Here is a 26,876-nt window from a genome sequence, read left to right as displayed (position 1 = left end):
CAAATATCTTGAATACGAGATAATTGTAATGCTTTTTCTGTTTTATGTCAAACTTATACTCTTCCATTAATGATAATGCTTTTTTCTTTATTCAAGGTAATAATTTTATCAGCCATTCCAACAAAGAGTCCGTTTTCGACAACACCCGGGATCATATTCAAGCTTTTCTCGAGTTCTCTAGGATGTTCTATTATTGGGAAGCTGCAATCAAAAATATAGTTACCGTTATCAGTTAGAAAAGGGATTCCATTGCTTTGCCGTAACTTTGGGTTACATCCGAGATTTTGGATATGCTTCATAGTCATTTCATAACCAAAAGGCACTACTTCTACTGGAAGTGGGAATGACCCTAATTTATTCACTCTTTTGTGGGGATCCGCAATAACTATAAAAGATTTAGCTGCTTTTGCGATAATTTTCTCTCTTAAAAGAGCACCTCCACCTCCTTTAATAAGATTAAAATCATCATCCACTTCATCTGCACCATCGATTGCCAAATCAATTTGTTCTATTTCATTAAACGTAACAAGTGGGATTCCTACTCCTTTTGCCAATTTCTCCGTTTGATTTGAAGTTGGAATCCCTTTAATAGACAGTCCCTCTTCAACCAATTTTCCAAGCTTAGAGATGGTATGAAAAACAGTAGACCCCGTTCCAAGTCCAACTACCATACCATCTTTCACGTATTCTACAGCCTTTTCTCCAACCACTTTTTTATCATTCAAGGATTTTCACCTCCAATTAAATAGCAAGTCCTTTATATGTTAAACACGATTAACAAATTGGTCCTTTCTTGAATGACTTTAGAACACAATTTGCTGTGTCGTGTTAATCGGATATAATCTTCCGTTTAAGGCAAATGAAATTTTGCCTGTTTCTTCAGAAACAACCAGTGCAAGCGCATCACTTTGTTCCGATACTCCTATAGCAGCACGATGACGGGTTCCAAGCTTTTTTTCTGTAATCATCTTCGTTAATGGAAGTATATTGGCTGCTGAATAGACTACATTTCCTCTGATTAATACCGCCCCATCATGCAACGGGTTACCCGGATAAAAAATGGATTCCAATAGCTTTGGTGTTACCATTGCGCCTATAGTTGTACCTTTTTGGATAATGTTATCAAGAGAGTCACGTCGTTCGATGACAATCAACGCACCATGTTTACGTTTGGATAGATGCTGAGCCGTAGCGGTTAAATCCTCATATGAGTCAGTAAACGATGACAAATAACAATTTAAATAAAAGGAGGCCGCCATAGATTCAATTGAATTCAGCTGGTCTTTCACATCCTCTAGACTTCCCAAAACACAATAGTTTTCGTTTCCTAGTACTTTCAAATTTGATTGGAGTAGATGAATTAAATTTTGTATTCCATGTTCTAAATTTTGTTTCATAGGTGAAAAATCACAATTTTGACTGTCCATCTGTTTCCCTCCTACTAATGTTTTATCCTTTTAAACCTATTGAATAGAACAATGAGCCTCATTCTCCATTACTTTAATAGCTGCCATATGATCATCAAAAACATCTAACTCAGCTAATGTACCTCAAAAAAAGCCCATGCTGATAGGCTCTTTGAAATTTAGAAGGTCTCCCACTATAATGTCTTTCGAAGTAATTTTTATTAAAAATATAACGTATTATAAATCCAATTCCTAACCTGGTATCAAAGACAGCATTGGAAGCCAGATAGGACCGATTGATATACCGAACTTTGGTGAATACATAAGACCCACTGTGACAAAATAGACTCCGAAAGCAAATAGGACAAACGATAACCGAGGATTCTCACCTTCTGCATATTTATAAGCATCATACATTGTAAACATATACACACATGGATAAAACATAAAGCTATTGGTATTCACCACTCTGGCAGCATCATTTATTTTCCCAAGAAAACTAAACATGATAGCCTGATTAAATAAACTAGTTACATAAATAATGAATTCTTAGTTGAACAAAGCCTGGAAAAGCAATGCTCCAAAGAATTGCTTCTAATTTATACGTTTTATTCTGAATATCACACTTTATTACTCGGTTATATTTTGGTTACCCTTTATTTTATCTAATTTTTTTATTAATCCCACCAAACCTCTAATCGTAAATAAAGTAAAATTCACACTTCCGAATGTATGGAATGGTGACCATTTTTTCCATTTAAATAATCTTGAATTCTTTTCAAAATACCACTGACCGAAACTCATCGGAACACTAAATACTAAACTTTTCAATACAATCTTCCAAAAATTATCATTATAGGACATTTTCACCCAAATGACACTTAAAATAGGAAAAAACAATATATCATAAATAATGTTGGTTTTAAAAATTTTTTTAAAAGGACGAACTGGGTATTCAATTCTTTTGGTTCCGACAACATAAGCATCAACCAGTGTCGCAAGAACACCTTTCGAGAAGAAAATAAGAAGATTTTCTCTCATTTTTGAACCTTTAAATAAGAATGGCAGGGCGACCACACATAAACCAGTAAGTAAATTTAGCAACTTTTTCTCCATTAGACATCATCCTTTTTTGATTATTAATTTTAAAATTACCTCCAAAAAATTATTTATACCTATTCTTAACGGCTTGCAAAAACCGCGAAATTACTCGGTATCCCTACTATATTAGTTTTGTATTAAAACAATTCATTGGCTAAAAATAGAAAAACTAATCGGAGTTCCAATTAGTTTTTTTAAAAATTATTAATTTGCTTTTTTTACCCATTCTGCAATGGTAATAGTGCGTTTTGCCTGATGTTTCACAGCATCTTGAATGGCACGAACATCTTCAACCATCTTACCCGACTGATCTACTGTGACACTTGTTCCATATGGATTTCCACCAGCCCCGAAAATGACTTGGTTTGTATATCCTGGAGCTGCAACAATAGCTCCCCAATGATGAAACGTTGTATATAATGATAGAATTGTGGCTTCCTGGCCACCATGAGGGTTTTGTGCAGAGGCCATAGCACTGACCACTTTGTTCACCAGTTTTCCATTAAACCAAAGACCACCGGTTGTATCTAAGAACTGTTTCATTTGAGATGGCATATTACCAAATCGGGTTGGTACACTAATAATTATGGCATCTGCCCATTCTAAATCACTAAGTGATACAGTTGGAACACATACTGCAACTTCCTCAACATAATTTTTCCATGCGGGATTGGAATCAATAACAGATTGAGGAGCTAATTCTGGTACTTTTAATACTTTGACCTCCGCTTTAGCCTCCTGTGCCCCCTCTGCAGCCCATTGAGCTAATTGATAATTTGTACCTGTCGAACTATAGTAGATGATAGCAAGCTTTACATTTGACATAGTTCTCATTCTCCTTTTCTTTTTGTTAAAAAGGTCTAAACTATCGAATCAGTATTATTCAATAACCTCTAGAGTTACGTCAATATTCCCTCTTGTTGCCTTTGAATATGGGCAGAATTCGTGTGCCTTATGTACAAGGTCTTCCAATTTTTCTTTTTCAATACCAGTTCCTTTTATTTGCAACGTTACAGCAATTTTATATCCTTGATCATCTTCATCTTTTAAGAAACTAACATTTGCTGTTACTTGTGATTCGAATTTGATATGTGCTTTCCTAGCCATATGCTGTAAAGCTCCATCAAAACAAGCAGAGTATCCAGCCGCGAATAATTGTTCAGGATTTGTAGCGTTGGGTAACTCATTCGCACGGGGAGATCCCGGCATTGCTAGATCAAATTTTATATTGCCATCACTCGATTCAACTCTGCCTTGCCTTCCTCCAACAGCTGTTGCAGATGATGTAAATAAGGGTTGTTGAGTCATTGTTTTTCTCCTTACTTGTTAAATTTTCATTTTTTCCCTGCTTATTATTTACTTCACTTTTAATTGATATCCCGATTAAAGAATACAAAATAGTAAAAACTTCAACCAATCTTCCGGGATAAAATGGTTGAAGTATGTTTCTAGCTGGAGAAATTATGTTATAAGATTAATAATGGCACCCGGGCAGCCATTCCACACACTTATAAGGAATTCGAAAAAGTCCTGACTGCTGAAGATTTAATAGTAAAAAAAGAGGCTGGACCCAAAAAGGTCATTTTTCATCGACCTTTTGGGACAGCCTCTAATATCTTTTTCTATTTGGTTTAATCCATTATTTACTTATTACTTTGCGATACCAAATTCCTGCTGCTTCTACTTCTTGTAGTGTTAATTGATGACCTCTATTCTCCCAATGAAGCTCTACATTTGCATGAGCCTTTTCTAGTAACGATTGTAATTCAGTTGATTCCATTGGCGAGCAGATCGGATCATTTGTCCCAGCCCCAATAAACACAGACTTACCTGATAAATCAGGAAGTTCAATTCCTTTTTTCGGTACCATTGGATGATGAAGAATAGCGCCCTTTAATGCATTTTGATAGTGAAATAATAAACTCGCCGCAATATTAGCTCCATTTGAGTATCCAATAGCAATAATATTATCCCGGTCAAAACCATACTTTTCAGCTGCTTCATCAAGAAACTCATTTAATTCTTTTGTTCTGAAAATAAGGTCTTCTTCATCAAAGATTCCTTCAGCTAATCTTCGGAAGAATCGAGGCATACCATTTTCTAATACGTTTCCTCTCACGCTTAAGACAGAAGCCTCATCGTCAATTTTTCCCGCAAGAGGCAACAGATCTAATTCATTGCCGCCAGTACCATGAAGCAATAATAATGTTGGTTTTGTTGGATCTTGCCCTTTATTGAATATATGTTTCATTATCTATCTCCTCCATAAATAGGATTGTGGAACTATTTAGGTCTTTCTATTTCAAAAACCTCACCAATTTTGGCATAATTATTTCCAGCTAATCGACTTACAGCAGCTAAGCCCCTTGGATCGATTCTTCCATTTTCATAAATATCGCTTTCAATATGAAACTGAACAACTTTTCCTATAATCAGGTCACACCCTGGCGTATCCGAGTTTCCCAATTCTAAGGAATGCTCTAATAAACACTCCATTCTGATTTTTGCTTCATTAACTCCAGGAACTGAAATTTTCACACTTTCTACTGGTGTTAAGTTAGCTAATTCAATCTCACTCTCGTCAGGAGGAAGGTTTGCAGCTGTTTTATTTATCTTATTAATATTTTGTTCGTCTACGATATGAACCACAAATTGCTTGGATTCGATGATGTTTCTTGCAGTATCCTTTTGTCTCCCCGATGAACGCTGGATAGATAAAGAAATCATCGGAGGATTGGATGATACGATATTAAAATAGCTAAATGGTGCACCGTTCAAAACTCCATCTTTCGAAAGCGTTGTGACGAAAGCAATTGGCCTAGGTATGATGCTGCCTATTAGAAATTTATAATTTTCTCGTTCAGACAATGAGGCTGGATCAATTGACAGCAAAGAAATCACTTCTTTTCGTAAAATTAGTCTAGTTTTCCCACTATAAATGGTATCAATCTATTAAGAAACACCCTTTGATCTTCTGCTAATTTTATTTTGCCACTACTTACTCTCTTTATCATTTTTCCTTAATATGACTTCTGAGCGTATCCTTCAATTTGCTTGATAACGATTCGCTCAACTTTCATACTGATTTCTTAAGGGACAACATGTGCATTATACAAATGCACATGTTGTAATTTGATTCTTTACATTATCTGATAGTGAATAATGCCTTTGACCAAGGAATTAATTGATCTAACATTTGATTGACTGAATCTTCTTGAACGGCTTTTGGTTTGAAATCCGTGCCGTTTTCAAAGTCTGTAAATAATGATAATGCAGGGTGAACACGAACATCTGCTACTAACAATTCACCTAAAATGCCACGTAAATGTTCCGCTGCACGAGCGCCGCCTACTGAACCGTAAGAGACGATACCTGCAGCTTTGTTGTTCCATTCTTCACGAAGATAATCTAAAGCATTTTTAAGAGCTCCTGTAATAGAGTGGTTGTATTCTTGTACGATGAAAATGAAGCCGTCTTGAGCCGCAATAATTTCAGACCATGCAGCTGCACCTGAGGCATCTCCTCCTGCTTCACCTAGCAATGGTAATTTGTAATCAGCGATATCGATAATTGTGTATTTTGCATCCCCGCGTTTATCTGCGATTTCTTTTACCCATTCTCCTACTTGTGGACTTACACGCCCTTCACGTGTTGAACCTAAAATAATTCCAATGTTTAATTGTGTCATATTATCATCCTCCTCTTGTTTAAATCCAAATAATTTATTAAAAAATCCCATTTGATAATTCCACCTCCTTAAAAGTCTCGAATCTGAGATATAAATTTAAAAAAATATTTAATGAATGAAGTTACCTTGAATTAACTTATCTTTATTTCGAGATAAATTTAACATATATCCATTTTGATTGTCAACATTTTATACCGAGGAACTTACCCCGAAATCAGTCTAGTTCTTTTACTTCAAAATGCAGCAACCCTCGTTCAATCTGCCCTCTATATTGTTCGTACTGTCTAGGTAACATTAATTTTTTACCCATTGTTGCCGCGGATTCATCATGAGCAAATCCCGGAGGATCAGTTGCAATTTCAAACAGTATTTTTCCATGTTCTCTAAAGTAAATAGCATTAAAGTAATTTCGATCTTGTACCGGGGTAACGCCATATCCATTTGATTGCACAAACTTTTTCCAATCTAATTGGTCCTGATCATCTTTAGCCCGCCATGCAATATGGTGTACAGTGCCAACACCCATTTTCCCGAGACCAATAGGGGTTAATTTTAGGTCAATAATATTCCCAATATCCGCTAAGGAACGAAAACGGACAAAATCCCCCTCAGTCCCAATTCTTTCTAGACCCAAAACATTTTCTAACAACCCCGCTGTTAGCTCAGGATGTGCAGATAAAAGAGTTGCGCCGCCAAATCCTTTGATGGCAACTTCAGATGTTACCCCTCCAAAGATCCATGGATTGATTTCTCCTTCTTCTCTTTCCACAATTTCAAGATGAAGCCCATGAGGATCATCAAATTCCAAATATTGCTCTCCAAAGCGTTCCATTTTAGTAAAGGGAACATTGAATTTCCCTAGTCTTTTTTCCCAGAACCTTATCGCACCATTTGGAACTACATAAGAAGTAACTCCTACTTGACCATCTCCAATAATTCCTTGTTGAGCCCCTGCCCATGGAAAGAATGTAATAATGGTTCCCGGCTTCCCGCCCTCATTCCCGAAATAAAGGTGATAAGTACCTGGATCATCAAAATTGACAGTTTGCTTGATTAAACGCAGACCCAAAACTCCAGCATAGAAATCTACATTCTCTTGAGGATGGCCGACGATTGCTGTTATATGGTGAATACCCATAGTTTTCTTACTCATTTTCACACCCCTTTTTGATGTAAAGTTCAATTAATGAAAGGAACTTGAAACCATATTTTGCTCCTAATAAAATATTTAAAGTCACATATCATTTATTTTAATTTAAGAATCTCTAAATGCGAAATAAATTAAAATAATAATGAATCAAGAGCATATTGACCAGGACCGATTAAGGCTATACCTATAGCCACTGCAAGCAATGTTAGATTATATTCATATCCATTTGCTGTTGACCATAATCCGTTTGGAGCATGCACCTTAATGATCGCCATTACCATGGTTCCGGCAATCATAATTCCTGCAAGCGGGGTTAAGAGTCCTAAAGCAAACAATGCTCCCCCAATAAGTTCTGCTAATCCTGCGAATAGAGCCATGGTTACTCCTGGTTTCATGCCAATGGATTCAAACCAGCCTCCTGTACCCTTTAAGCCGTAACCACCAAACCAACCAAACAATTTTTGAGCACCGTGACCAATGAATAAAACACCAATCACCAACCGAATTAATAACAAACCAAGATTTATCATCTTAAATCCCCCCTAAATTCAAATATCTCAAACCTGAGATATTATATTTAAAAAAATCCTCGTTTAAACTTCATTCCTTACTTTTTTCAAAAGATGCACCAAAATCTTCGCCTCATCAGAATTTAACGAATCAAACAAATGATCAACTAACTCCACATATTTAGGCATGATTTCATCCATCAATTTATTTCCTTTATCAGTTAATATCACATGTATTGCTCGGCGGTCATCTGGGCAGGCATTTCGACTTAATAATCCTCTTTTTTCTAGCTTGTCTAAACAATAGGTCATTGAACCACTCGAGATTAAGATGCAATTTCCAATTTGTTGAATTGTTTGTTTTCCTTTTTGATAAAGCACCTCTAAAACAGAAAATTCCGTAATACCTAGCTTGTTTTTTGCCATTTCTTCTTTTATTCGATCATGAATTCCTTTAGACGTTTGCATTAATACCAGAAAGGGCAGATTATTGCATTTCCTCTCCATTTAGTTCACCTCCCTAAAAGTCTTGAATTAAAGTATCTCTAATTCGAGATAACTATAATATAATTAGTCTTGTTTGTCAATGATTTTTTAAAAATATAGTTAGTAGTAGCTCGGGCTTTCAGTTGACCTAAAGCAGAGTGCCTGGCACAGTCAAGTATTTGCTGATATAAGCTGATGCAGTATAAAAAAAAAGAGCTCTAGGCCCTTTTTAGCTTATAAATAAAGTTTAGACTACATCTTATTGTTTTTATGAGAAATAATAGACGAAGATTTTCTGCCTCTTCGATTGAACTAGTGGCTGTACTACATGCTAATATCATCAATTAACTATATAAAATAACATTAAATCACAATTGATTCATACGATTTAAGGAGATAACGTTCTATAAACTCAGCTAATCCAGAGGCATTGTGGATGCGAAGGAAATCATCGTAAAGTCCTTTGGTGAAGAGGTCTTCGTGGAAAAAGAACCTATTATGAGTGAAGAGGATTTCTCCTATTATGTAAAAGAAAAGACGGGTGCCTTCATCAACAACAGGATGCAAAGTGAAAAAAACCAATACCCGCGCCACCATTCCAAATTCGACATCCAAGAAACGCCTGCCCCTCTGGAATCGAACTAATGATTCAACTGGCATTAAACGACTAAATCAACTATGAGTATAGAAGGAAAGAGTGTCGGCACCATTTGAATTTTTGACATGGTGCCTGACACCTATCTTTTTATTTTTATCTTCTCTGTTTCCGCTCAGACTGTACCGGGCATAATCGGTTAGCCATTGCTTATTGAGGATTAATAATTGCCCGCCCAATTTTTATATTAGATTTTATTAAGTACCAACTCTGCGGTAATTGGCAAATGATCAGAAGCAATAGTATTTATAACTTTACAATTACAAATTTCTACATTTTTAGAAGTGAAAATATAATCAATACGACTATCTGGTTTGTCTGCCGGAAAGGTAAAGTCATTATTTTGATTCAGTTCGGCAAACACATCCTTATATTGTGCAGTCATCTTTCGTATTTCCGCACTTTCAGGAGTTGCATTGAAGTCCCCTACAAAGATACTAGTTCCTTCCTTTTGGTGTGCAATGTTATGTATCTCTTTGATTTGCTGCTCCCTCAGTTCGGCTCTTTGATCATCAAGATGCACATTGTAAAATTGAACATGATTTCCTTTCACGTTAATCACCGTTTCCAAAAGACCACGCTGCTCAGAAAGGTTTGGAATAGTAGTGAGTAAATGATTTTCGGCAGACAGGATAGGATATTTGCTTAATACGGCCGTTCCATATTGACGACGGTTCCCGCCTTCTTGCAAAGGATCAAAGTCAAGATTCGCACCATATGCAAAATGCATGTCTAAGTAATTTGCCAACCATTTTGCTTGATCTTCGAAATTACTGCGCTCGGAAAAATGATTATCTACCTCTTGTAAACCAATAACATCAGCGCCCGATGTTTTAATTAGTACGGCGATTCTTTTCAAATCCAATATGGCATCTGTTCTTCCATGATGAATATTATAAGTCATGACTTTAATGACAGCCTCTTTATCGCTTCTATATCTCTTTTTCAACAATTTCACTTCCTTATTAGAACGAATCCGTATTTTTCGGCTCGAAGGGGCGGCAATGACATGTTCGGTGATAGTATGGCAACAACTTCAATTTCCTTACGCGCTAATCCTGGGATTATGCCAATACTTTGCAATTCCACTCCGCAATCAAACACCAACTATCCTATTCTAACTGTTTCCATTAATTATAGTCCATTCATTTCAAGTAATTTTCCAAATCAACCATGTTAAAGGTAGGTATAGTTTTTATTAAAGACTAATAGATTTATTTTCCATGACAGACCCCTTTGGCTTCGAAAGTGAATGTTGAGAAAACCGTCTTTTCGTTGTATGACAGGCAAGATTTCTGTAACAAACTCCCCTGCCCGCAAAACTTTTTCCGGCTTCCATACGTTTTGTCCTTCGATTTCTACCTCAGTGTATGATGAGGCATCGTTGTCTCCCGACACGAATAACATATCGTACCTGCCTTTTGGAAGCTCCAGCAAAAATGTTTTTTCTGTTTCGCTACCAACGAAATCCCTCCGAATCTCATCAGGTCCTTCGCGATCAAATGAGATTAAATCGTCTGCATTTTCCCAGCCAAGCCCTGTATACGGAGTAAATACCGTTTCCGACGATATTTTTCGGAAATCTTGACCGATTCCACCTCCCATATGAAGCTGTCTTGGGATCGCTTTGGAATAATCTTTTAACGGTTCATTCATTGCCGTTCCAAAGTCTAATCGGTAAACGGCGGTTCTCGATTCTCGGTAATTGCCGGAATAATAATCGAATGTAAAATGATCCAGCATCTTCATATGATGTGTATCTTTATTCTTACCTAAGAAAACTCTTCGGGACGTATGGGCTTCATGGATTCGTGGATATGTCCCTTCGGCCCCTCTTTCACTCAGAGAAAGAAACGTATCTAAAGTAAAAAGCCGATTTGGATGGATATCTAGGCTGATACTTTCATCCCTTCGCGGGAAAATTGCATACTCACCATTTTTTTCAGTAAAAAAAGAAACGTATTCACCTTCCTGGTCATGCTTAATCCACTCCCAAGATGCCCCTTCAAAACTTGCTACCGACAACTTTTCTCCCAATTCATATGGATTTCGCATAACGAACTTGTTTCCCACTAAGCTTTTTATTTTAACAAAGGTCGTTCTACCCTTTTTCATAACGGCACTCACTTCGAAGGCTCCTTCGGCAAGCAAACCATGGAATTCACAATCCTCCCATCTTTCGTACGTCCGTACATTCTTTTCGACCTCGTGATCGTAAAGGCCGACCTTACGTTCATTTTCGGGTTCCCCTGATGGGACAGCAGGGAATACATCGATAATTCCGTTATAACTTTGCAGCAGCATTTCATTAACGGATGCTACCATTTCGCCGGAAGCTTCCATCATATGCGGATAGTACAGCGGCTCATTTGTAATATTACAATAGTTAATCCACCGCTCCGTTTCTTCGGAAAATAACCCGTTTGGCCGTAAAGACAAATCGATGCCTTGCTCATAAAGCATTCTTAGCGCCGTGTTCCCTTTTCCAAGCCTTGAAGCAGCACATGAGAGCCAGCCAAACTGAAACACACCGAACTCCGTATTTTCCTGTACATAACGCAGCGTATTTTCCGCCCTTTTTCTTATATGTTCTTCGCTATGTTTATTGATTTCACCAATAGGATAAATCGGCATAAGAACGGATGGGTGCCTTAAATGCAAATTGGCAGGTGCCCACTCGGAATCCTTGATGATCTCTCCATATTTTTTAGAAACGGCTACTGGATAAGGAGCTAATCGGGCTAGTAGTTCACTCCATTTTTCGCGATCAGCTTTCTCTTCACCAAGAATGACGTTTGCCTCGATTGAAATAGTTAATAAGTAACGGACTGTCGCAAGCGAAATGGTGGAATTCATCGTTACAGGACCTTGTTCTGGTGAAATATCAGGAAAGACGACGTAATGCCCTGTTTCATTGTCGAAATGGAGATAACCTTCAAAAAATGTAAGAATTTGCTTAAACAACGGATAAGCTTTCTCTCTCAAAAACTCTTGGTCCATGCTGAATTTGTAATAATGCCATAAAAACTGGGCACACCAAGGCCATGTGCTTAAATACAATGGGAACGGATAATCTCCCGCATATCCTTGTAGCCCGTGGAACTGCTTTGCCATTTTTTCAGCAAGAGATGTGAAAGACAACAAGCCGTCATTAAATGCTTCAGCAATTTCAAGGTGATTTGCCGTATAGAGCGGCCAAAAGGCAGCCTGAATGTTAACATCCCAATACCACATGCTGCCCCACTTTGTCGGTTGTTTTATATCCCACAAACCGTTTAACCCGCATGCCTGCTCATACATTCTTCCACCTTTTCCACTACTGCAGGCAATGGCGTACAAATTAACGTACCATAAATCCTCCACCATTTTATCAGGCAAAGTAATCGAGGATTTCTTCCAAAAGTGTTCCCAATGTTGCTTGTGATGGGTGACTTTGTCAGGCACAAAGTGGACAGCGTTGTCTAATCTTTGTGTGGCCGTCTGCAAAAGCTCCTTTGTCTCCTCTTCCGTTACAACGGTTGTGATAATAGTGAATTTGCTCTCAGCATCATGAATATGGATGTCCATACCATTCGATCCAAACTCAGGATGTCCCTTTGCTCCGATTAGCCTCATCATCACGAGAAAGGTAAATGGGCTGCATTCTTTATCTTCACCATCTGGATAGAAAGACCCTGTGTAATAGAAGGTTGTGTCGTTCAACCGGTGATAGTGTACGGTCATATTTCCATATCTTCTTGACGGGACAGACATAACGACAGCTTTCAATAGTGTCGAAGTCGTCTGATTAATTTGGGTGATGACAAAATCCTCGTTTTGAGTTACGATCGTACGTGCCTCAAGTTTGTCGCTTTCTTTCTCAATCTGGAAATCGACGCAAGCCTTCTCCACGTTTAGCTGAAGAGAATAGTGATCAGAGTCAGCCAATTTTTCATGCGGTATAAGCTGAAGTTCACCTGTTGGATAATGTGTTGCCCCCCCTCCAGGTTTGCCATACCGTCTATAAAAAGCGCTGTTCCATAAGGCATCGGTGTATAAAAAATACGAGCCTTGCTCAGGATCGCGGTACATTTCTTTCGCCCTTTGTTTCATTTCATCAAACGTGAAGCCAAATACTTTATCGAAATGAGGTCCTTCGCCTCTTTTATACTTTTCGCTGTAACGATGAAGTTTCTTATAGTAAACCTCATAATGATTCATGGCCATAGTCAGCTTATGTTCCTCGAAGAATACCATTCCCCCAAAATGTCCATTTCCAAGTGGCAAAGCCTCATTCCAGCCACTTTCTGCATTTTCGTATTTTACTACATGCACGGCGTTCCCTCCGTTTGTTTATCATCTCGCTGGTCCATCTTTTTTTCTTGATAAGGTTTGAATCAGAATGAATAGATCCAGTTAGCATGTAAGACCCCTAAGATACTAAACTAGGGGCCTTTAGCCTTTATCTTTCACTTTTACGTTTTTTTAGCAGAAGGGATAACCTCGACCTTCTCTAGACTTAGCGGAAAACGATCAATTAACTTCTACTAGTTTTAGATAGTCAATGTTCAAAGGAGAGGAGACGTTTGTCATATGGAAGACATGTTCACCATTCTCTAGATTAAATTCAAGCGGATTTCCATTTATGTCGGTCAACATCACATCACTCCAATTATTCCACCCTTTCGTTGTAGGAAAATTAAAATAAACCTCTGATCCTCCGTCAATTGAAAAATCACGATTTGATGTTGTTGAGTCTGTACTATATCGGACGACAACCTTGTATTTCCCTGAATGCGGTACACTAACTTTCCACTCGAGCCAGTGGCCGGAATGATCCCATAAATTAATGGCATTGCCCTCGGATGCCCCCGGCTTAGGAACGATATTAACAGAACCTCCCCCTTGAGCAGAAAAGTCTTCCCCTTCTACAACAATGCCTTTAAGTGATTCTGATACCGGAGAAACCTTTAAGTATTGACGGATAACTTCTATACTTTTGGAGGCATTCTGGATTGTATTTCCCGCTTTTAATAAGGCATTGATCTCGTATTTATCGTATTTAACATCTTCGGGGATGATCATTTTTGCATCTAGTGTATAGGATTCGCTTGGATGAAGTTCCGGTACTATAAGATTTTCTGAATCTATCACCCATCCTTCTGGTACGTTAAACGAGAGCTCTCCCCCAGGCAAAACCCTTTTACCACTGTTGGATAGATTAATTTTTACTGGTACCTGGTCGCCCCTGTAAACCTTGTCTTTCATGACAACATCAATCCTTGCGACTGGCGGGAGTTTCCCTCCGTTTGCTGTTGACTTAAACGTAATCGTATGTGTTTTTCCTAATGACTTGGCTACGTCAACTTCTACCTTAATGTAAGGCGAAGTTTGTACTACTTTAATCGAGTCATCTTTCGTAATAACTTTCGATCCAATTTTGCCTAATTCAAGCGTGATTTGATCTTGTATTTGCGTTGGATCGGATAAAGATAATGTTAGTTCGTCCCCATTTTCCTTCACCATGACAGAGGCTGGCTGATAAGATCGAATAAAGTCAACTTCTCCCGGGTTCCAGAAATTAGCTCCAATTAAGCCAAGCTTTTTCTCTTTGACCGCCTGTACATCACTCGTATTGCTTACAATGTCAATGTCCGAATGCTGGCTATATTGCTCCGTTTCCCCTGGACTTTTATTAGGCAATACTACATATGAATACGATGCGTTATTTGGTTTTACACCATGTTCAAGAGCCAGACTTAAATAATTTTTCGTAATCGGCTTATCCGAACCACCTATATTGATGTCTTTCCAAGAACCGGTCCTCGCTTCACGCAACCCGGATACAGTTGAAGATCCAGGGAAGTAATAGCCGATGTCGGATCCTTGAACGTCACCCTTCAAATGGGCCCACTTCACCTTTTCCATCGTTTGAGACCAACCTAATTGATTCGATTTTGTTTCCCCATTCACTGTTAAGGCATTATTCCCGCTGGCATTTAACTTGCGATTTTCCACGATGGTTTCAGCCTCTTTATCATCACTGCCTGTAATACCGGTACCTAATGCTACGATTTCATCATCGAACGAGAACCACGATTTTTTTCCAGTCAATGAGCTGTTCTCTAAGTCAAATTCCATTCCCGTAGCTCCGTAAAGCCCGTCAATGGATGAGCCACCAACCCATGTTTTTGAACTGAAATACGGCTTCCACGATTGTAACGGACTTCCTTTTGACCCGTCGGTCGTCGTACCCGGTAGACGAAGCATGTTAACGGTCGGCCAAAAGTCATCGCTAAATTGGGTCAAATCATTGTTGTATAAATATGTCATCCCATATCCTGTATGCCAACCTTTCGTGTTTTCAGCACCGCTGGCAGTACCCATTTCGAAACTTGAAATCCGTTTGGAAGACATACTAATTCCAAAACCAAATCCCTGACTTCTATGAACAACCTGATCCATCGCTGCAAATACTTGATGTTTCACCAACTCACCGCGGGGAGTAATGGAAGAATCCTTCATTACCTTTTTAACGAGCAGCATATCGTTAATGTTCAAGCCCGCAACATAATTATCAAAGGTCTTATCTGACTCAATCCAATACTTGACCATACTTTTGATTTTCATCGCTACATCAGGCGGTGCCGCTCCAGATAGTTGTAAAATCGGGATAATGACAGATCGGCCCGCGGAATGATCTTGTGACCCTTCCCTCGAGATTGCCCTTCCTCTTGTCATGTCCATCATTGCGCCTTTATAAATAAGTGGTTCAAAGGAATCAAACACCCAGTTATACACATTCTGTAAGTTATGATCGGTAACCTTCCAGGTCGATTCAGCCAATATATATAACACATCCGCTAGATGATCCATCAACACAATCCCATAACTTCCATTGTATGGAACATAATTATGTTGCACGAAAGAGCCATCCTTATAAAAACCGTCTCCATCGGTCACATATTCAAAAACTTGGCTCAATGCATCTCTTCCGGTGCTAATTCTCTCGCTGTTTTTGCCAACAATGCCACGAATGATGACAATAAGTGCTTTGTCCATTCTATTAGCCCCAGTTTCACTAAGACTAGGATAGTTTGTCCGTTTTGTAGGATCTGGCACAAATCGATCAATTGCTTTCGTATAGTTATCAATTTGGTCAGCCGATAAATCTTTGTACATGACTACTAAGATGTCTTTCAATGCCATCGGTGCCCCGATTTCCCAGTTCCACCAATTTCCATACTCCGACTTCTTTTCGTTGTAGCGATTCGCATACATCCAGTCTAATCCGCTAATAATATCTTGTTTTAACAATTGGTTTTGATAAAGCTTAGATCCTTCACTGGAGTAGGCCAGTGCCATGTCTTTTAAACGGTAATAGTTGTTAGATACATCAGCTGAATCGGTTGTACTTGTCAAATCGTTCCATAAATATTTTCTGTTTTCGGAACGATCCATTGTGTCCCAAGCACCAGTGCCTTCTGCATTGGTAACCTTTGCGTCTATCCCTTTTACAAAGGAAGAAATATCTGGGTCATCACGATCGAATCCGGATCCGCCTGTTAAATAGTCTTTCCATTTCTCACGCAACATGGTGAATTCATCGGTCATTTCAGCAGCAGCAACGTCTTTTCCATAAAAAGCAGTGAACATTGGTGCCATTAACAAGACGGTTACTAGAATGGACACCATCTTAAATCCCAGCCTTCTAATTCGAGCTAGCCTTTCTCGTATTTCTATCGATAGTTCCTTCATCGTATCACCCGTTTCCAATATACTTTTAAGAAGAATATTTTCAGATTGATAGTTTCCCGGCAGCTGCTTCCTGCTTTGCTTTTTCGAAGGCAAGGTTAGCGATAAACATCAAAAACCACGCCAATAAACTTACACTTAAGAATGGCAGCAGGCCTGGCACATATGTCATGAAAAAGTAGAATGCGACAAGCCCGCCAATCATGGAAATCCCGTGAAACGGGCAGGAAAGGCAAAATAAAAGAGACATTTTCAGATATTGAAAGAAACGCAGCTGATAATGAACAAAAACCGGGCCCAAGAACAAGTTTGTGATGAGAAAGACAAAAGTGGTGGATAGCACAAGAATATAAAGAATTACAGAAACTACCCCTTCATGCGCTTTTAAAAAGACAAGGTAGAAATACAGGATAAACCCAATTAGAGTAATGATCCCGCCCAAGGCATTCGCCTTCCAAAAGTCCCTTCGAAACGCTGACCAAAACGTCTGGAAAAAGGAAATTTCCTCCTCTCGCTGAATCATCTTTCTAAGCACCGCAAACATAGCCATTGTTGCCGGAAAGGTCCCTCCAATGATGAGTCCTGCTGCACTTCCAAGAAGCCATAGAAATTGTACATATACAAGCTTCGCAATCCAGTCCATTCCGTTATAAATCCGGCCCATAACCCCGTTTAATTCCATGATGAAAACCACCCATTCCTCTCAAACTACCAGTATAATGTCCAATTTTTTGTCAATCTGACAAGTGCTTCAAAATAAAAATAATCGCCCCACATACAGCTTTCATCGACACCGTGGTTGAAATTTTTATTGTACACACTATGAAGCAATACCCCTTCTTCTGCATCGTCTTCACTAGAAACATAATGTTTCGATAACGAAGAAATGATCTCTATGGCTGCATGTTCGTAGTACATGCAATCTTCATCCAAAACCGGAAGCTGTTTGACCATTTCCAGTAATCCACATGCGGCGATTGCTGCGGCTGAACTGTCGCGTTCCTCATCTCCCTCGCTAAAAATCAAATCCCAGTAGCAGACATCATCTTCAGGCAGCCGATTGAGAAAATAATGAGTTAATTTTTTACTTAATGAAAGTAATTGTTCATCTTTTGTATAGAGATAACTTAATGGGAAGCCGTACATTCCCCAAGCCTGCCCCCGAGACCAGCAGGATTCATCGGAAAATCCTTGGTGTGTATCTCCCTTAATCGGTTCGCCAGTTTCCGGATTCATATAAAACGTATGGTAGGTAGACGCATCATCGCGTACAATATAGTTATACGCTTGGAGAATATGCTGATAGGCAGCTTGTTTGTATTTAAGGTCCCCGGTTTCGCCTGATGCCCAATAGAGTAAAGACAGATTCATATTGCAATCGATAATCATACGGCCCCTCTGCCTCGGATTGGTTAAATCTCCCCACGCCTGTATAATCCCCGCCTTTTCATGAAATCTTTCCAGCAAGAGGTCTGCTGCCTTCAAGGCAATCGTGCGTGCCTCTTGATTTCCTGTCAATTTATAAGCGGCCATACAGGAGAGGGTATATAAAAAGCCGAGATCATGAGTATTGGTCATGATTCTTTTTTCGATTCTTTCCTGGTAGCTGGCCAGTTGAATTTCCGCAACTTCCCGGTATTTGGTATCACCCGTTACTTCATAAGCAAGCCAAAGCATCCCTGTCCAAAATCCTGGGGTCCACTCAAGATTTTCCGTTGCTTCATAGAGAAGATTTGTTGTACAAGGTGCTGGAAATTGTTCAGTAAAACGAGGTAGCTTTTGGTCTATTTTTTTTAGCACGTGGCGAATGGCGTTTTCTGCATCCTCCCTCGAAAATGCCGGCCGGCTCGCATAACGTTCTTTTCGCTGAATACCTTCATCTGTAACAGTTTTATTAATTTGTTTAATCATCACTTTCCTCCTCCTCAAACAGTTGAATCCGATAGGATTCCCTTAATCTCGTAAACTTCTTTATTTTCATGGGTCACAATAACCAGATTATCTTTTCTTAAAACTAACTTAGGCTTATGCTCCCAAAGGAATTTTCCCCGATTCGAATCACTATGACCTGTCACAGCTGTTGCGTATAGATGCGTGCCAGGGCTGATATTTCCGTGTAAAGTTGGTATGAACGAAGTAGAAGAATGCAATACATTTGTATTGGGGTCAGCTAATACTAAGGAAGATGACCGTTCTCCAAATAAATTGATGATTCCACTAAGACCCCATGGGCAATGGGTAGCAATACCATCTGCATCTACCAATTCCTGATGGAAGTTATGCAGACTAATTTCCTTTTCCCGGGCAATCGCAAACCCGCCTTCGGCTGTGGTTAGAGATCTTTCCGTTTGAATTTTATGAATTCTTACATGCCACCCCTCCAGTGGAATCAGCCAAGTATTTACCTCGACATTACTCCATGGCTTCCAGCGTGAAAAAATGGCTCCGTCCTCCATCATTACTTCCTCACATTTTCTGCGGCCGCGATAATACATATTTTCCTCACTGAAAACGAGCATTGAGTCAAACGCACCTTGAATCAAGTCATAGTTACTTTTTGGCACACTGAATCCAAAGGCAGTGGAATAAGCAAACTTTGCATATTTTTCAGCTGTGTGGGCAGGTTCGAATAACGCATACTGTCCAGAGGTCAAAGCATACACATGGTCTCCATCCCTAGAAATGATCATGTTCGGGTGCAGCAGCCCTTTCGTGTGTTCGAGTTTAGGCAGCGGCTCCTCTTCAGCAGCCCAGAGCGGATGATTTTCATCCAGGGCAAGCAGCAGGAAAATTTTTAGCGCCCAATAGGGTGAACCTGGAGCATTATACTTTTCCGCCATAATCAAGTTCGGATAGGCATACCCAATGCTTAAAGTACCATCTGAATGATAGATTGGCTTACTTAGCCACCACCGTAAATGGCGTAGAATTATTCCTTTCATCACGCCCCATGAATAGACTTCAAGGTCGGCAAATGCACACGCACTCCAAAATGACCCTTGGGCAAATCGATAGGTTAGACTTCTGCCAAAAGGGATAGATGAACCATCCTCGGAAAACCAATAAATAAAGCTCTTCGCAAAAACTTTAGCCCGGTCTTTAAATCGCTTGGAACGTTCAGGGTCCTTATCCTTCATGACTTCTGCGTAAATAAGCCCATAAAAATAAAAGCCAAAAGGAATATAATAATCAACCTGCGGGGTATTGCCATCTGAGAACCAGCCAACCCCTAAGTAGAACTCTTCTAATCTCGTTAACGTTTTCTCTTGAAGTATTTGGTCATAAGGTAACCCCAGCGTATCAAACGCAGTATTCACCATGACTCTGAAAAAAAGCCAATTATTATCGACAGGCTTTTTTTCATTTATTTGATTTAACCACAGATACAAGTTTTGTTTTTCCTGATCTGTTAAAGGATGCCACAGTTTATCTGGAACAAGCATCAGTCCCAGTGAAAGAGCAGCCATCTCGACCATCCGCTGGTCAACATCCGTAATGGTCCCCCAGTATTCTTCATGATCTGGATTGGTGCCGTTACGTATGCCTTCCACATATACATCTTCTAAAGCCGGGCAATCACCGCCGCCCTTCCAAAAAGGCACCAGCCCCCATAACGGCCGGGAAAATCCCTCCATTTGGATCACCTGGTTTCTGGAGATAGCACTCGTTCTGCCAACATCTAATAAAGATTTACCGTTTGAGTAAAAGTCAACCAATGGCAGACAAAGTTGTTTTACTGCCTCCATTACATCTTCTCTCGTTTTAAGCGGATTTTTCATAATCGGAATTTGATTAAATTTCATCTTCTTCTCCCATCCTCAGTATGAAATGAAGGCGTTAGTTCAGGGGAAAGAACTAACACCTCTGGGTTATAGATCTAAATAAAGAGCTTAGCTATCTTGATAACGTTTATAAGCCGCATTGTAAACTTTGATATACTCTTTAAAGCCCATTTCATCTAATCTTTTTTTGAATTGTTCAAGGTTTACTGGCTCTGATCCCATAATCCACTTTTGTACCGTTTCATCTTTATAAGTTGTGATTTGCGTTCCAATATCTGTAAGGGTTTTTTCTTCTTCCTCGGTAAATGTCAGGTTCGGAATTTGTTCAGCAAAGAAATTACCCTTTGTATATTCCTCAATCCCTTTCACCGCAATTGGATTCATCCAAAGCTTTTCATATTCAAAATCTTGATGGAAGGAGAACGGAACTTGAGAGCCGTAAGACCGCAGATTCTCAACAATATTGCCATCTTTCGCCTTTAACGCCTTGTCAGTAAACACTGGCTTGCCATCCTTGATTTCATAGGTTTCTCCCTCAATCCCATAGTTCATCAATCTTCTACCTTCTTCACTATAGAAAAAGTCGAGATACTTAATCACCTTTTCAGGATTTTCAGTTTGTGCACTAATCGCAACCCCTAGATTATTTCCGAAATCAGACCGTTTCGTCGGCTCAATTCGTTTTCCCTCTGTATTTTCAGGCGGAGCCATTACGATAAAGTTAATGCCTGGAACTTTATCCTTTAGTGCATCGTTATAACCGGCCGTACTTCCAGGATAATAGCGGGATGCCCCGCCAAGGTTATTACCAAGCAAATATTCCCTTGATTTTTCTCTAGTGAAAATTTCAGGATCAATTAACCCTTCCTTATACCATTTTGACAGGTTTTCCATTGCCGTTTGAAACTTCGCTTCATATGGTCCGTATTTAATTTCACCATTTTCAAGGTAAAGGCCATCGAAGGCTCCCCATAACGTACCCAGACCAAGGATATTATCCTCCGAAAAATAAGGGATTTCATCTTGTTTCCCATTCCCATTCGGATCCTGTTCTTTAAACGCCTTCAAAACCTTGTAAAACTCGTCCACTGTCTGTGGCATTTGTAGCTTAAGCTTATCAAGCCAATCCTGTCTAATAAAATACGTTTCCGCGACCAAGCCATCAGAAATGTACGGCACCATATACAACTTTCCATCCGGACCTTGATTCGCCTTCAAGAAACCCTCTTTTTCTTTTACGTATTTTTGGATATTCGGCGCATGCTTTTTGATTAAATCATTCAACGGCAGGAAAGCACCTTCCATACCATATTTATTTAAGTATTTCTTTTGACCATGGACCAAATCCGGTATCTCCCCAGATGCAATCATCAAGTTAAAGGCTTCTGCACTATTTGTCGACGATTTTGGCGCCGTTCCCTTTAGTTTAATTCCCGTCTTTTTAGCTGCTTCTTTAAAGGTGGCCCAATCATCATTAAAAATAAAATAACCATTGGATGCATGCATGAATACCTTTAGTTCTTCGACTTTCCCATCCTTTTTCACATTCTTTTCCTTGCTGCTGGTGGAAGCGTCATCACTGCACCCGCTTACTAACATCATCATACTTGCAAGTAAAGGAATCATTAATTTTCTTTTTTTCATTTTATTGCCCCCCGCTTTTCATGTTTTCACCTGCTAAAGCTTTCTACTTGATGCTATACTCTTAGTGCATTATCAAAAAATTATTCTTTTATCCCGCCAATCATCGTCCCTTTCACAAAATACTTCTGAAGGAAGGGATAAACCAGCACAATCGGCAAAATTGACACAATGATCGTTGCATAAATAAATGTTTCCTGTGACATCGTATTTGCGGCATTCATCGAGCCTGTCAGTTCCTCATTTAAACTCATTTCAACAATCATTTTTTTCAGCAATACCTGAAGGGGAATTTTATTTTCATCCTTTAACAGAATCATCGCCCAAAAGTAGCTGTTCCATTTACCAACGGCATAAATAAGACCCACTGTTACTAGGGCTGGTTTAGATAATGGCAGGTAAATATACCGAAGGATTTGCAAATCATTGGCACCGTCCATTTTAGCCGATTCCTCTAATGAATCAGGAATGGATTGGAAAAAGGTTCTCAAGAGAATGACCAGAAAGGCTGAAACAGCAAATCCGACAATGATGCTAGTCCTTGTGTCCAATAACCCCAATTCCTTAAAATTCAAGTAAGTCGGAATAAGCCCCGCACCAAACCACAGAGTAAACGCGATAAAAAAGGCGACAAAGGTCCTGCCCCGGAGCCTGCTTTTCGACAAGGGATAGGCTCCGCAAATGGTCAAAAGTATACTAAATGCAGTACCGGCTACCGTATAGAACACAGTATTGCCATACGCCTGCCATAACCCCTCTTTCGCTAAAATAGATTTATAGGAATCAAGTGTGATGTCCTTTGGAAACAGTACCACTTCACCCGTGATGACCGCATTCCCTGAACTAAATGAAGCAGAAAGGACGTATACAAAGGGATACAGGCAGACAACTGAAAGCAAAATTAAGATTATTGCAATAAAGCCCGAAGATAGTTTATCAGAATAGGATTGCCTCATCTCATCACCTACCATAATCCAATGTTAGTCATTTTTTTACTTAGACGGTTGGCTACAACCACTAATATCAAGCTTACCACCGAATTAAACAGACCGGCAGCTGCCCCTACCTCATAGTTTCCGCCTTGAAGACCTGCCCGGTACACATATGTGTTAATCACATCAGCCGTTTCATAAGTGGCAGGCTGGTATAATAGGATAATAGATTCATAGCCTACTTCGAGAAAACTGCCGAGATTTAAGATCAGTAAAATCATAATTGTCGGCAGCATTCCTGGCAGGGTAATGTGCCACATTTGTTTCCACCTGTTTGCCCCATCCATTTTTGCCGCCTCATAAAGGGCAGGATTGATGCCGGCAATGGCTGCCAAATAAATAATGGCACTGTAGCCTACATCCTTCCAAATCTGCATCGAACCAATATAAATAGTACGAAAAAATTCCGGCATCGCGAGAAAATTGATTTTTTCTCCCCCTAATTTTTCAATCATAATGTTGACAATCCCATTAGTTGGCGCCAGAAAATTGGTAACAATCCCTGCGATAATAACAACCGAAATAAAGTGAGGGAGATACGTAATCGTCTGTACAGTCTTTTTAAACATCACATTTTTTACTTCATTTAACAGTAAAGCAAGAATAATCGGTGCCGGGAAAGCAAAAATTAACCCCCACAAATTAATCATAAATGTATTGACTAAGTTTCTGATAAAATACTCACTACGAAAAAAACGTTCAAAATTTTCAAATCCGACCCAGGGACTTCCTGAGATTCCCTTAAATAAGCTATAATCTTTGAATGCAATTTGCAATCCGTACATCGGCTTGTAGGCGAAAATTAAATACCATAGAATAAATGGAATTAACATTAAATAGAGGTATTTGTCGCGCCATATAATCGTTTTTGCTGCCTGCAGCTTCACTGCAAGGTGTGATCGTTTTGCTGGAACAATTGTTTCTTTTACTTCTGACAATGGACTATTCAACTGCAACCATCCTTCCTGCATTTATTGTCAGTGAATACGCTTTCTTTTCTTGTTCAAATTAACTCTCCCTCCTTCTTTCTATTAGTTTCCATCATAAAAAACAATATCTACGGTTGCTATCACCATTTTTTACGGTTTATATTCAAATTTTCATTTTATTTTGAATATTGCACCCCTATAGCAGTTTTGATTTCTCCTATTTTGAAAGTTTTGTAGATAATCTAAAAAAATGAATATCCCTTTTTTTAGATTATGACCGCGGAAAAACGGTAAATAAATAAAAAAAGCATGGAATGGGATATTAAAATCCAATCCACGCCAAAATGTCAGCTGCTTTTTTCATATTGTCCCGGCGGCAGTCCTACATATTTCTTAAATGTACGGATGAATGTGTTCACGTTGTTGAATCCTACCATCCCCGCCAATTCCTTTATTTTTACCTCTCTATTTTCTAAAATCTCCTGCGCTTTTAAAATACGATATTTATTCAAGTAATCTTTATAATTTTCTCCAGTGTGATTTTTAAAAATGGTACTGATATAGCTGGAGGACAACCCAAATTCATCAGCAAGATCGTGAAGGGATATATCCTTTTCATAGTTTTGCTGAATAAAATTCAAAAATTTCGTCGCAACCGACGTTTCTTCCTTACTTTCCTTTGTACTAATTTGTATTAACATCACCGAAAAAATCCATCGGATTCTCTCTTCTAATTGATCTTTATCATTAATTTGCTGAAGTTCAAAATGAAAAGTGGACATTTCATCCCCGAAAATCTCTTTCGATGTTTTATTGGCCGCCTGCAATATACGGTTGATAGTCCCTCTGATCGCAAACACAAATTGGGAAAGTGCATTCTTTGTCAGCTTCTTTGAATGCAAATTTTCTTCAAGAACACGATCTAGAATATTTTCTGCCTTTTCTCGGTTTCCTTGGATAACTAACTGCATTAAACTGCGTTCGACCTCTAATGGAAAATAAAAGTTTGTCTGGTCCAAATATTTAAAATCTTCGTATGAAAGGATCGTATTCCTCTCTAAAGCAAATTTACTCTCCAATATTTTCGACGCACTTTCAAATGAATGATAAATTTGCTCCAGCCCGGCTACAGGCTGGCCGACAGCTGAAATAATATTAAGCTCCAATTCTTCATTCAAACTTGAAAATAGCAGAGTCAGCTTTGAAACAACTTTCTCTGTATCTTCCTGATGTATGATTAGCACGATTTTCTGATAACCATATTCAAATAATTCACAGGCAAAAAAAGGCTCAATTTCTTCAATAAGAATACTTAAGATTTGCTGCTTTACCGTCAAAATCCCCTCATAAGAAAGACTTTCCTGCAAAATAATGTTGGAATCGACCTCAATCATAATGACCTTTACATTTTTTTGTTTAACTTTTATGGAAAAGCTCTTTGATTTTTCTAAAAACTCCTCCTGGCCCATCGGCCCCACTACCAATTCGTGAAGGAACTGCTGTTTGAGCGATAGCTTATTTTGCTCGATGGTCTCTTTCAAATTTTCATTCATTGTGCTAATTTGATCTGTCGTACTTTTTATAAAAGAAAGTTCATCATTTCCATCATACTTCTGATATTGGGACAAATGATGAATAATATGTTGTATGGGCCGATACGTTCGATTCACTAAATAAGCAGCTAATAGTATTCCTGCTGATAACAACGAAAGTCCAATTACAAGGGCTTTAAGATATACCGCTTTCATAGCTGCAATCGAAGCAGGTTTTGGTGAAAAATAAACATAATTTAAATTACTAAGAATAGTAGACTGTGTAAGATGAATATCGTACCTGGCATTTTCCGCCGTGACAGAGCCGGACTCAAAACTAAGCTCATCCAATTTAGCTAATTCCTTAGGATCTAGGATATCCTTCACTTTGGCCGAATCTAAATCGGTCTGCAAATATTTTATATCATCCTTTGTTACCAAGCAAAAGCCTTCCTTGTCCTTTGCATCCACAAAGGAAAAGAAACCTTTTACATAAAAGGAAATAAAGAATAATGTTTCTACCTTATTAAAATTTGTTTCTTTTTTAATTAATGTCAAATAATCACTATTATTTTCGTTCGCTAGGATCATGACCTGATGATTGCCATATTGCGGAGTTGAATTATGTACATATTCCTCCAATGCTGCAATATTCTTTTTAGAAAATCCTAATTCCTTAAAAAACATTTCTTTGTTTACCGTTGAATCTTGTGTAACGACTACGTTATCAGCAAGATTCAGTACCCCGGTTCTATATTCAAAATTAGCAAATGCAGAATTATTAATTTTCAACTGTTTCAACAATTGCAGCATTCGGTAATAATAGGCTTCTTTGTGATTTGGCCTAATGTACTCTTTAAATTCCTGGCTATTTTGCAGCTGCATCAGAGCATTAAAAGCTACCTGGATTCTTGTATCAATACTTTTTTTGGCCTGCTCCAACAATATTTTCTGATGCTGGCTGCGCTCCTTTTGGTAAACTTCACTGCTCTCTTTATATAAAAGGAAGGTTGTAACGGAAGAAAATAAAATAATAATTATACCGAAGTACATCAGCATCTGCCAAAATAACTTTCTCCTTTTCATTTTTACCTCCTAAATCTAATTAAGGTAACGAACAGTAATAAATTCCTGATTAAGTAGCCTTTTCAAAAAAACCAACAGAATATATCCTAAAGAAAGACAGGAAGAATTTACTATTTTTATATTTTTTGAAAATTTAGAATTGATTTCAATCTACGATGATGTTAAGTTAATCTACAGTGAAAGCA

22 protein-coding genes and 1 pseudogene are annotated in these 26,876 nt (G+C 38.7%); 1 reads left to right on the top strand and 22 read right to left on the bottom strand.

Annotated elements, in window-relative coordinates; translation table 11 throughout:
* Positions 1 to 53: 53 nt before the first annotated feature.
* From rpiA to IE222_RS18155, 12 genes and pseudogenes are all read right to left on the bottom strand, one after another.
* On the bottom strand, positions 54 to 725 hold the full coding sequence (gene rpiA, locus IE222_RS18210) for a ribose-5-phosphate isomerase RpiA (protein WP_191275286.1): 672 nt from the start codon (positions 723 to 725) through the stop codon (positions 54 to 56).
* A 78-nt stretch (positions 726 to 803) separates the two neighbouring features.
* Positions 804 to 1,427, bottom strand: a complete 624-nt coding sequence (gene cdaS / locus IE222_RS18205) for a sporulation-specific diadenylate cyclase CdaS (protein WP_191275284.1) — start codon at positions 1,425 to 1,427, stop codon at positions 804 to 806.
* Between the two features lie 109 nt (positions 1,428 to 1,536).
* Positions 1,537 to 2,025: pseudogene (locus tag IE222_RS18200) on the bottom strand (hypothetical protein).
* Between the two features lie 11 nt (positions 2,026 to 2,036).
* Entirely contained in the window at positions 2,037 to 2,522 is a 486-nt protein-coding gene (locus tag IE222_RS18195) for a CBO0543 family protein (RefSeq protein WP_191275282.1), read from the bottom strand.
* A gap of 189 nt (positions 2,523 to 2,711) precedes the next feature.
* A complete protein-coding gene (gene wrbA, locus IE222_RS18190; protein WP_191275280.1) occupies positions 2,712 to 3,332 on the bottom strand; it encodes an NAD(P)H:quinone oxidoreductase in 621 nt (206 codons plus the stop codon).
* Between the two features lie 54 nt (positions 3,333 to 3,386).
* The gene (locus tag IE222_RS18185) at positions 3,387 to 3,815 is read right to left on the bottom strand and encodes an organic hydroperoxide resistance protein (protein ID WP_191275278.1); all 429 of its coding nucleotides are present in this window, start codon (positions 3,813 to 3,815) and stop codon (positions 3,387 to 3,389) included.
* Between the two features lie 331 nt (positions 3,816 to 4,146).
* The gene (locus tag IE222_RS18180) at positions 4,147 to 4,758 is read right to left on the bottom strand and encodes an alpha/beta hydrolase (RefSeq protein WP_191275276.1); all 612 of its coding nucleotides are present in this window, start codon (positions 4,756 to 4,758) and stop codon (positions 4,147 to 4,149) included.
* Between the two features lie 32 nt (positions 4,759 to 4,790).
* Entirely contained in the window at positions 4,791 to 5,399 is a 609-nt protein-coding gene (locus IE222_RS18175; protein WP_191275275.1) for a flavin reductase family protein, read from the bottom strand.
* Between the two features lie 253 nt (positions 5,400 to 5,652).
* Entirely contained in the window at positions 5,653 to 6,246 is a 594-nt protein-coding gene (locus IE222_RS18170; RefSeq protein ID WP_191275273.1) for an NADPH-dependent FMN reductase, read from the bottom strand.
* Positions 6,247 to 6,409: 163 nt separating this feature from the next.
* Positions 6,410 to 7,348 (bottom strand): ring-cleaving dioxygenase, encoded by a 939-nt coding sequence (locus tag IE222_RS18165; protein WP_191275271.1) that lies wholly within the window; start codon positions 7,346 to 7,348, stop codon positions 6,410 to 6,412.
* 128 nt (positions 7,349 to 7,476) lie between these two features.
* Entirely contained in the window at positions 7,477 to 7,875 is a 399-nt protein-coding gene (locus tag IE222_RS18160; protein ID WP_191275269.1) for a DoxX family protein, read from the bottom strand.
* A gap of 63 nt (positions 7,876 to 7,938) precedes the next feature.
* Positions 7,939 to 8,361: a MarR family winged helix-turn-helix transcriptional regulator gene (locus tag IE222_RS18155; RefSeq protein WP_191275267.1), complete on the bottom strand. Its 423-nt coding sequence runs from the start codon at positions 8,359 to 8,361 to the stop codon at positions 7,939 to 7,941.
* Positions 8,362 to 8,772: 411 nt separating this feature from the next.
* Between IE222_RS18155 and IE222_RS26470 the strand changes: the two genes are divergently transcribed.
* On the top strand, positions 8,773 to 8,985 hold the full coding sequence (locus IE222_RS26470; protein WP_223282792.1) for a hypothetical protein: 213 nt from the start codon (positions 8,773 to 8,775) through the stop codon (positions 8,983 to 8,985).
* A 197-nt stretch (positions 8,986 to 9,182) separates the two neighbouring features.
* Here IE222_RS26470 and IE222_RS18145 read toward each other — a convergent pair whose 3' ends face one another.
* The 10 genes from IE222_RS18145 to IE222_RS18100 form a co-directional block, all read right to left on the bottom strand.
* Entirely contained in the window at positions 9,183 to 9,944 is a 762-nt protein-coding gene (locus tag IE222_RS18145) for an endonuclease/exonuclease/phosphatase family protein (RefSeq protein ID WP_191275263.1), read from the bottom strand.
* A gap of 227 nt (positions 9,945 to 10,171) precedes the next feature.
* The gene (locus tag IE222_RS18140) at positions 10,172 to 13,309 is read right to left on the bottom strand and encodes a glycosyl hydrolase family 95 catalytic domain-containing protein (RefSeq protein ID WP_191275261.1); all 3,138 of its coding nucleotides are present in this window, start codon (positions 13,307 to 13,309) and stop codon (positions 10,172 to 10,174) included.
* A 198-nt stretch (positions 13,310 to 13,507) separates the two neighbouring features.
* Positions 13,508 to 16,732, bottom strand: a complete 3,225-nt coding sequence (locus IE222_RS18135; RefSeq protein WP_223282791.1) for a polysaccharide lyase family 8 super-sandwich domain-containing protein — start codon at positions 16,730 to 16,732, stop codon at positions 13,508 to 13,510.
* Between the two features lie 40 nt (positions 16,733 to 16,772).
* Complete coding sequence (locus tag IE222_RS18130) at positions 16,773 to 17,411, bottom strand: YesL family protein (protein ID WP_191275257.1); 639 nt, start codon at positions 17,409 to 17,411, stop codon at positions 16,773 to 16,775.
* 26 nt (positions 17,412 to 17,437) lie between these two features.
* Positions 17,438 to 18,640: a glycoside hydrolase family 88 protein gene (locus tag IE222_RS18125; RefSeq protein WP_191275255.1), complete on the bottom strand. Its 1,203-nt coding sequence runs from the start codon at positions 18,638 to 18,640 to the stop codon at positions 17,438 to 17,440.
* A 14-nt stretch (positions 18,641 to 18,654) separates the two neighbouring features.
* A complete protein-coding gene (locus tag IE222_RS18120) occupies positions 18,655 to 20,532 on the bottom strand; it encodes a DUF2264 domain-containing protein (RefSeq protein WP_191275254.1) in 1,878 nt (625 codons plus the stop codon).
* 87 nt (positions 20,533 to 20,619) lie between these two features.
* Positions 20,620 to 22,155, bottom strand: coding sequence for an extracellular solute-binding protein (locus IE222_RS18115; RefSeq protein ID WP_191275253.1), 1,536 nt, complete (start codon positions 22,153 to 22,155; stop codon positions 20,620 to 20,622).
* An 80-nt stretch (positions 22,156 to 22,235) separates the two neighbouring features.
* On the bottom strand, positions 22,236 to 23,108 hold the full coding sequence (locus tag IE222_RS18110; protein ID WP_191275329.1) for a carbohydrate ABC transporter permease: 873 nt from the start codon (positions 23,106 to 23,108) through the stop codon (positions 22,236 to 22,238).
* A gap of 8 nt (positions 23,109 to 23,116) precedes the next feature.
* Positions 23,117 to 24,094: an ABC transporter permease gene (locus IE222_RS18105; RefSeq protein WP_223282790.1), complete on the bottom strand. Its 978-nt coding sequence runs from the start codon at positions 24,092 to 24,094 to the stop codon at positions 23,117 to 23,119.
* A gap of 326 nt (positions 24,095 to 24,420) precedes the next feature.
* The gene (locus IE222_RS18100; protein ID WP_191275249.1) at positions 24,421 to 26,691 is read right to left on the bottom strand and encodes a helix-turn-helix transcriptional regulator; all 2,271 of its coding nucleotides are present in this window, start codon (positions 26,689 to 26,691) and stop codon (positions 24,421 to 24,423) included.
* Positions 26,692 to 26,876 lie beyond the last annotated feature (185 nt).

It is taken from the genome of Neobacillus kokaensis, from assembly GCF_014656545.1.
Classification (GTDB): Bacteria; Bacillota; Bacilli; order Bacillales; family Cytobacillaceae; genus Neobacillus; species Neobacillus kokaensis.
This window is presented reverse-complemented; position numbering and strand designations above follow the sequence as displayed.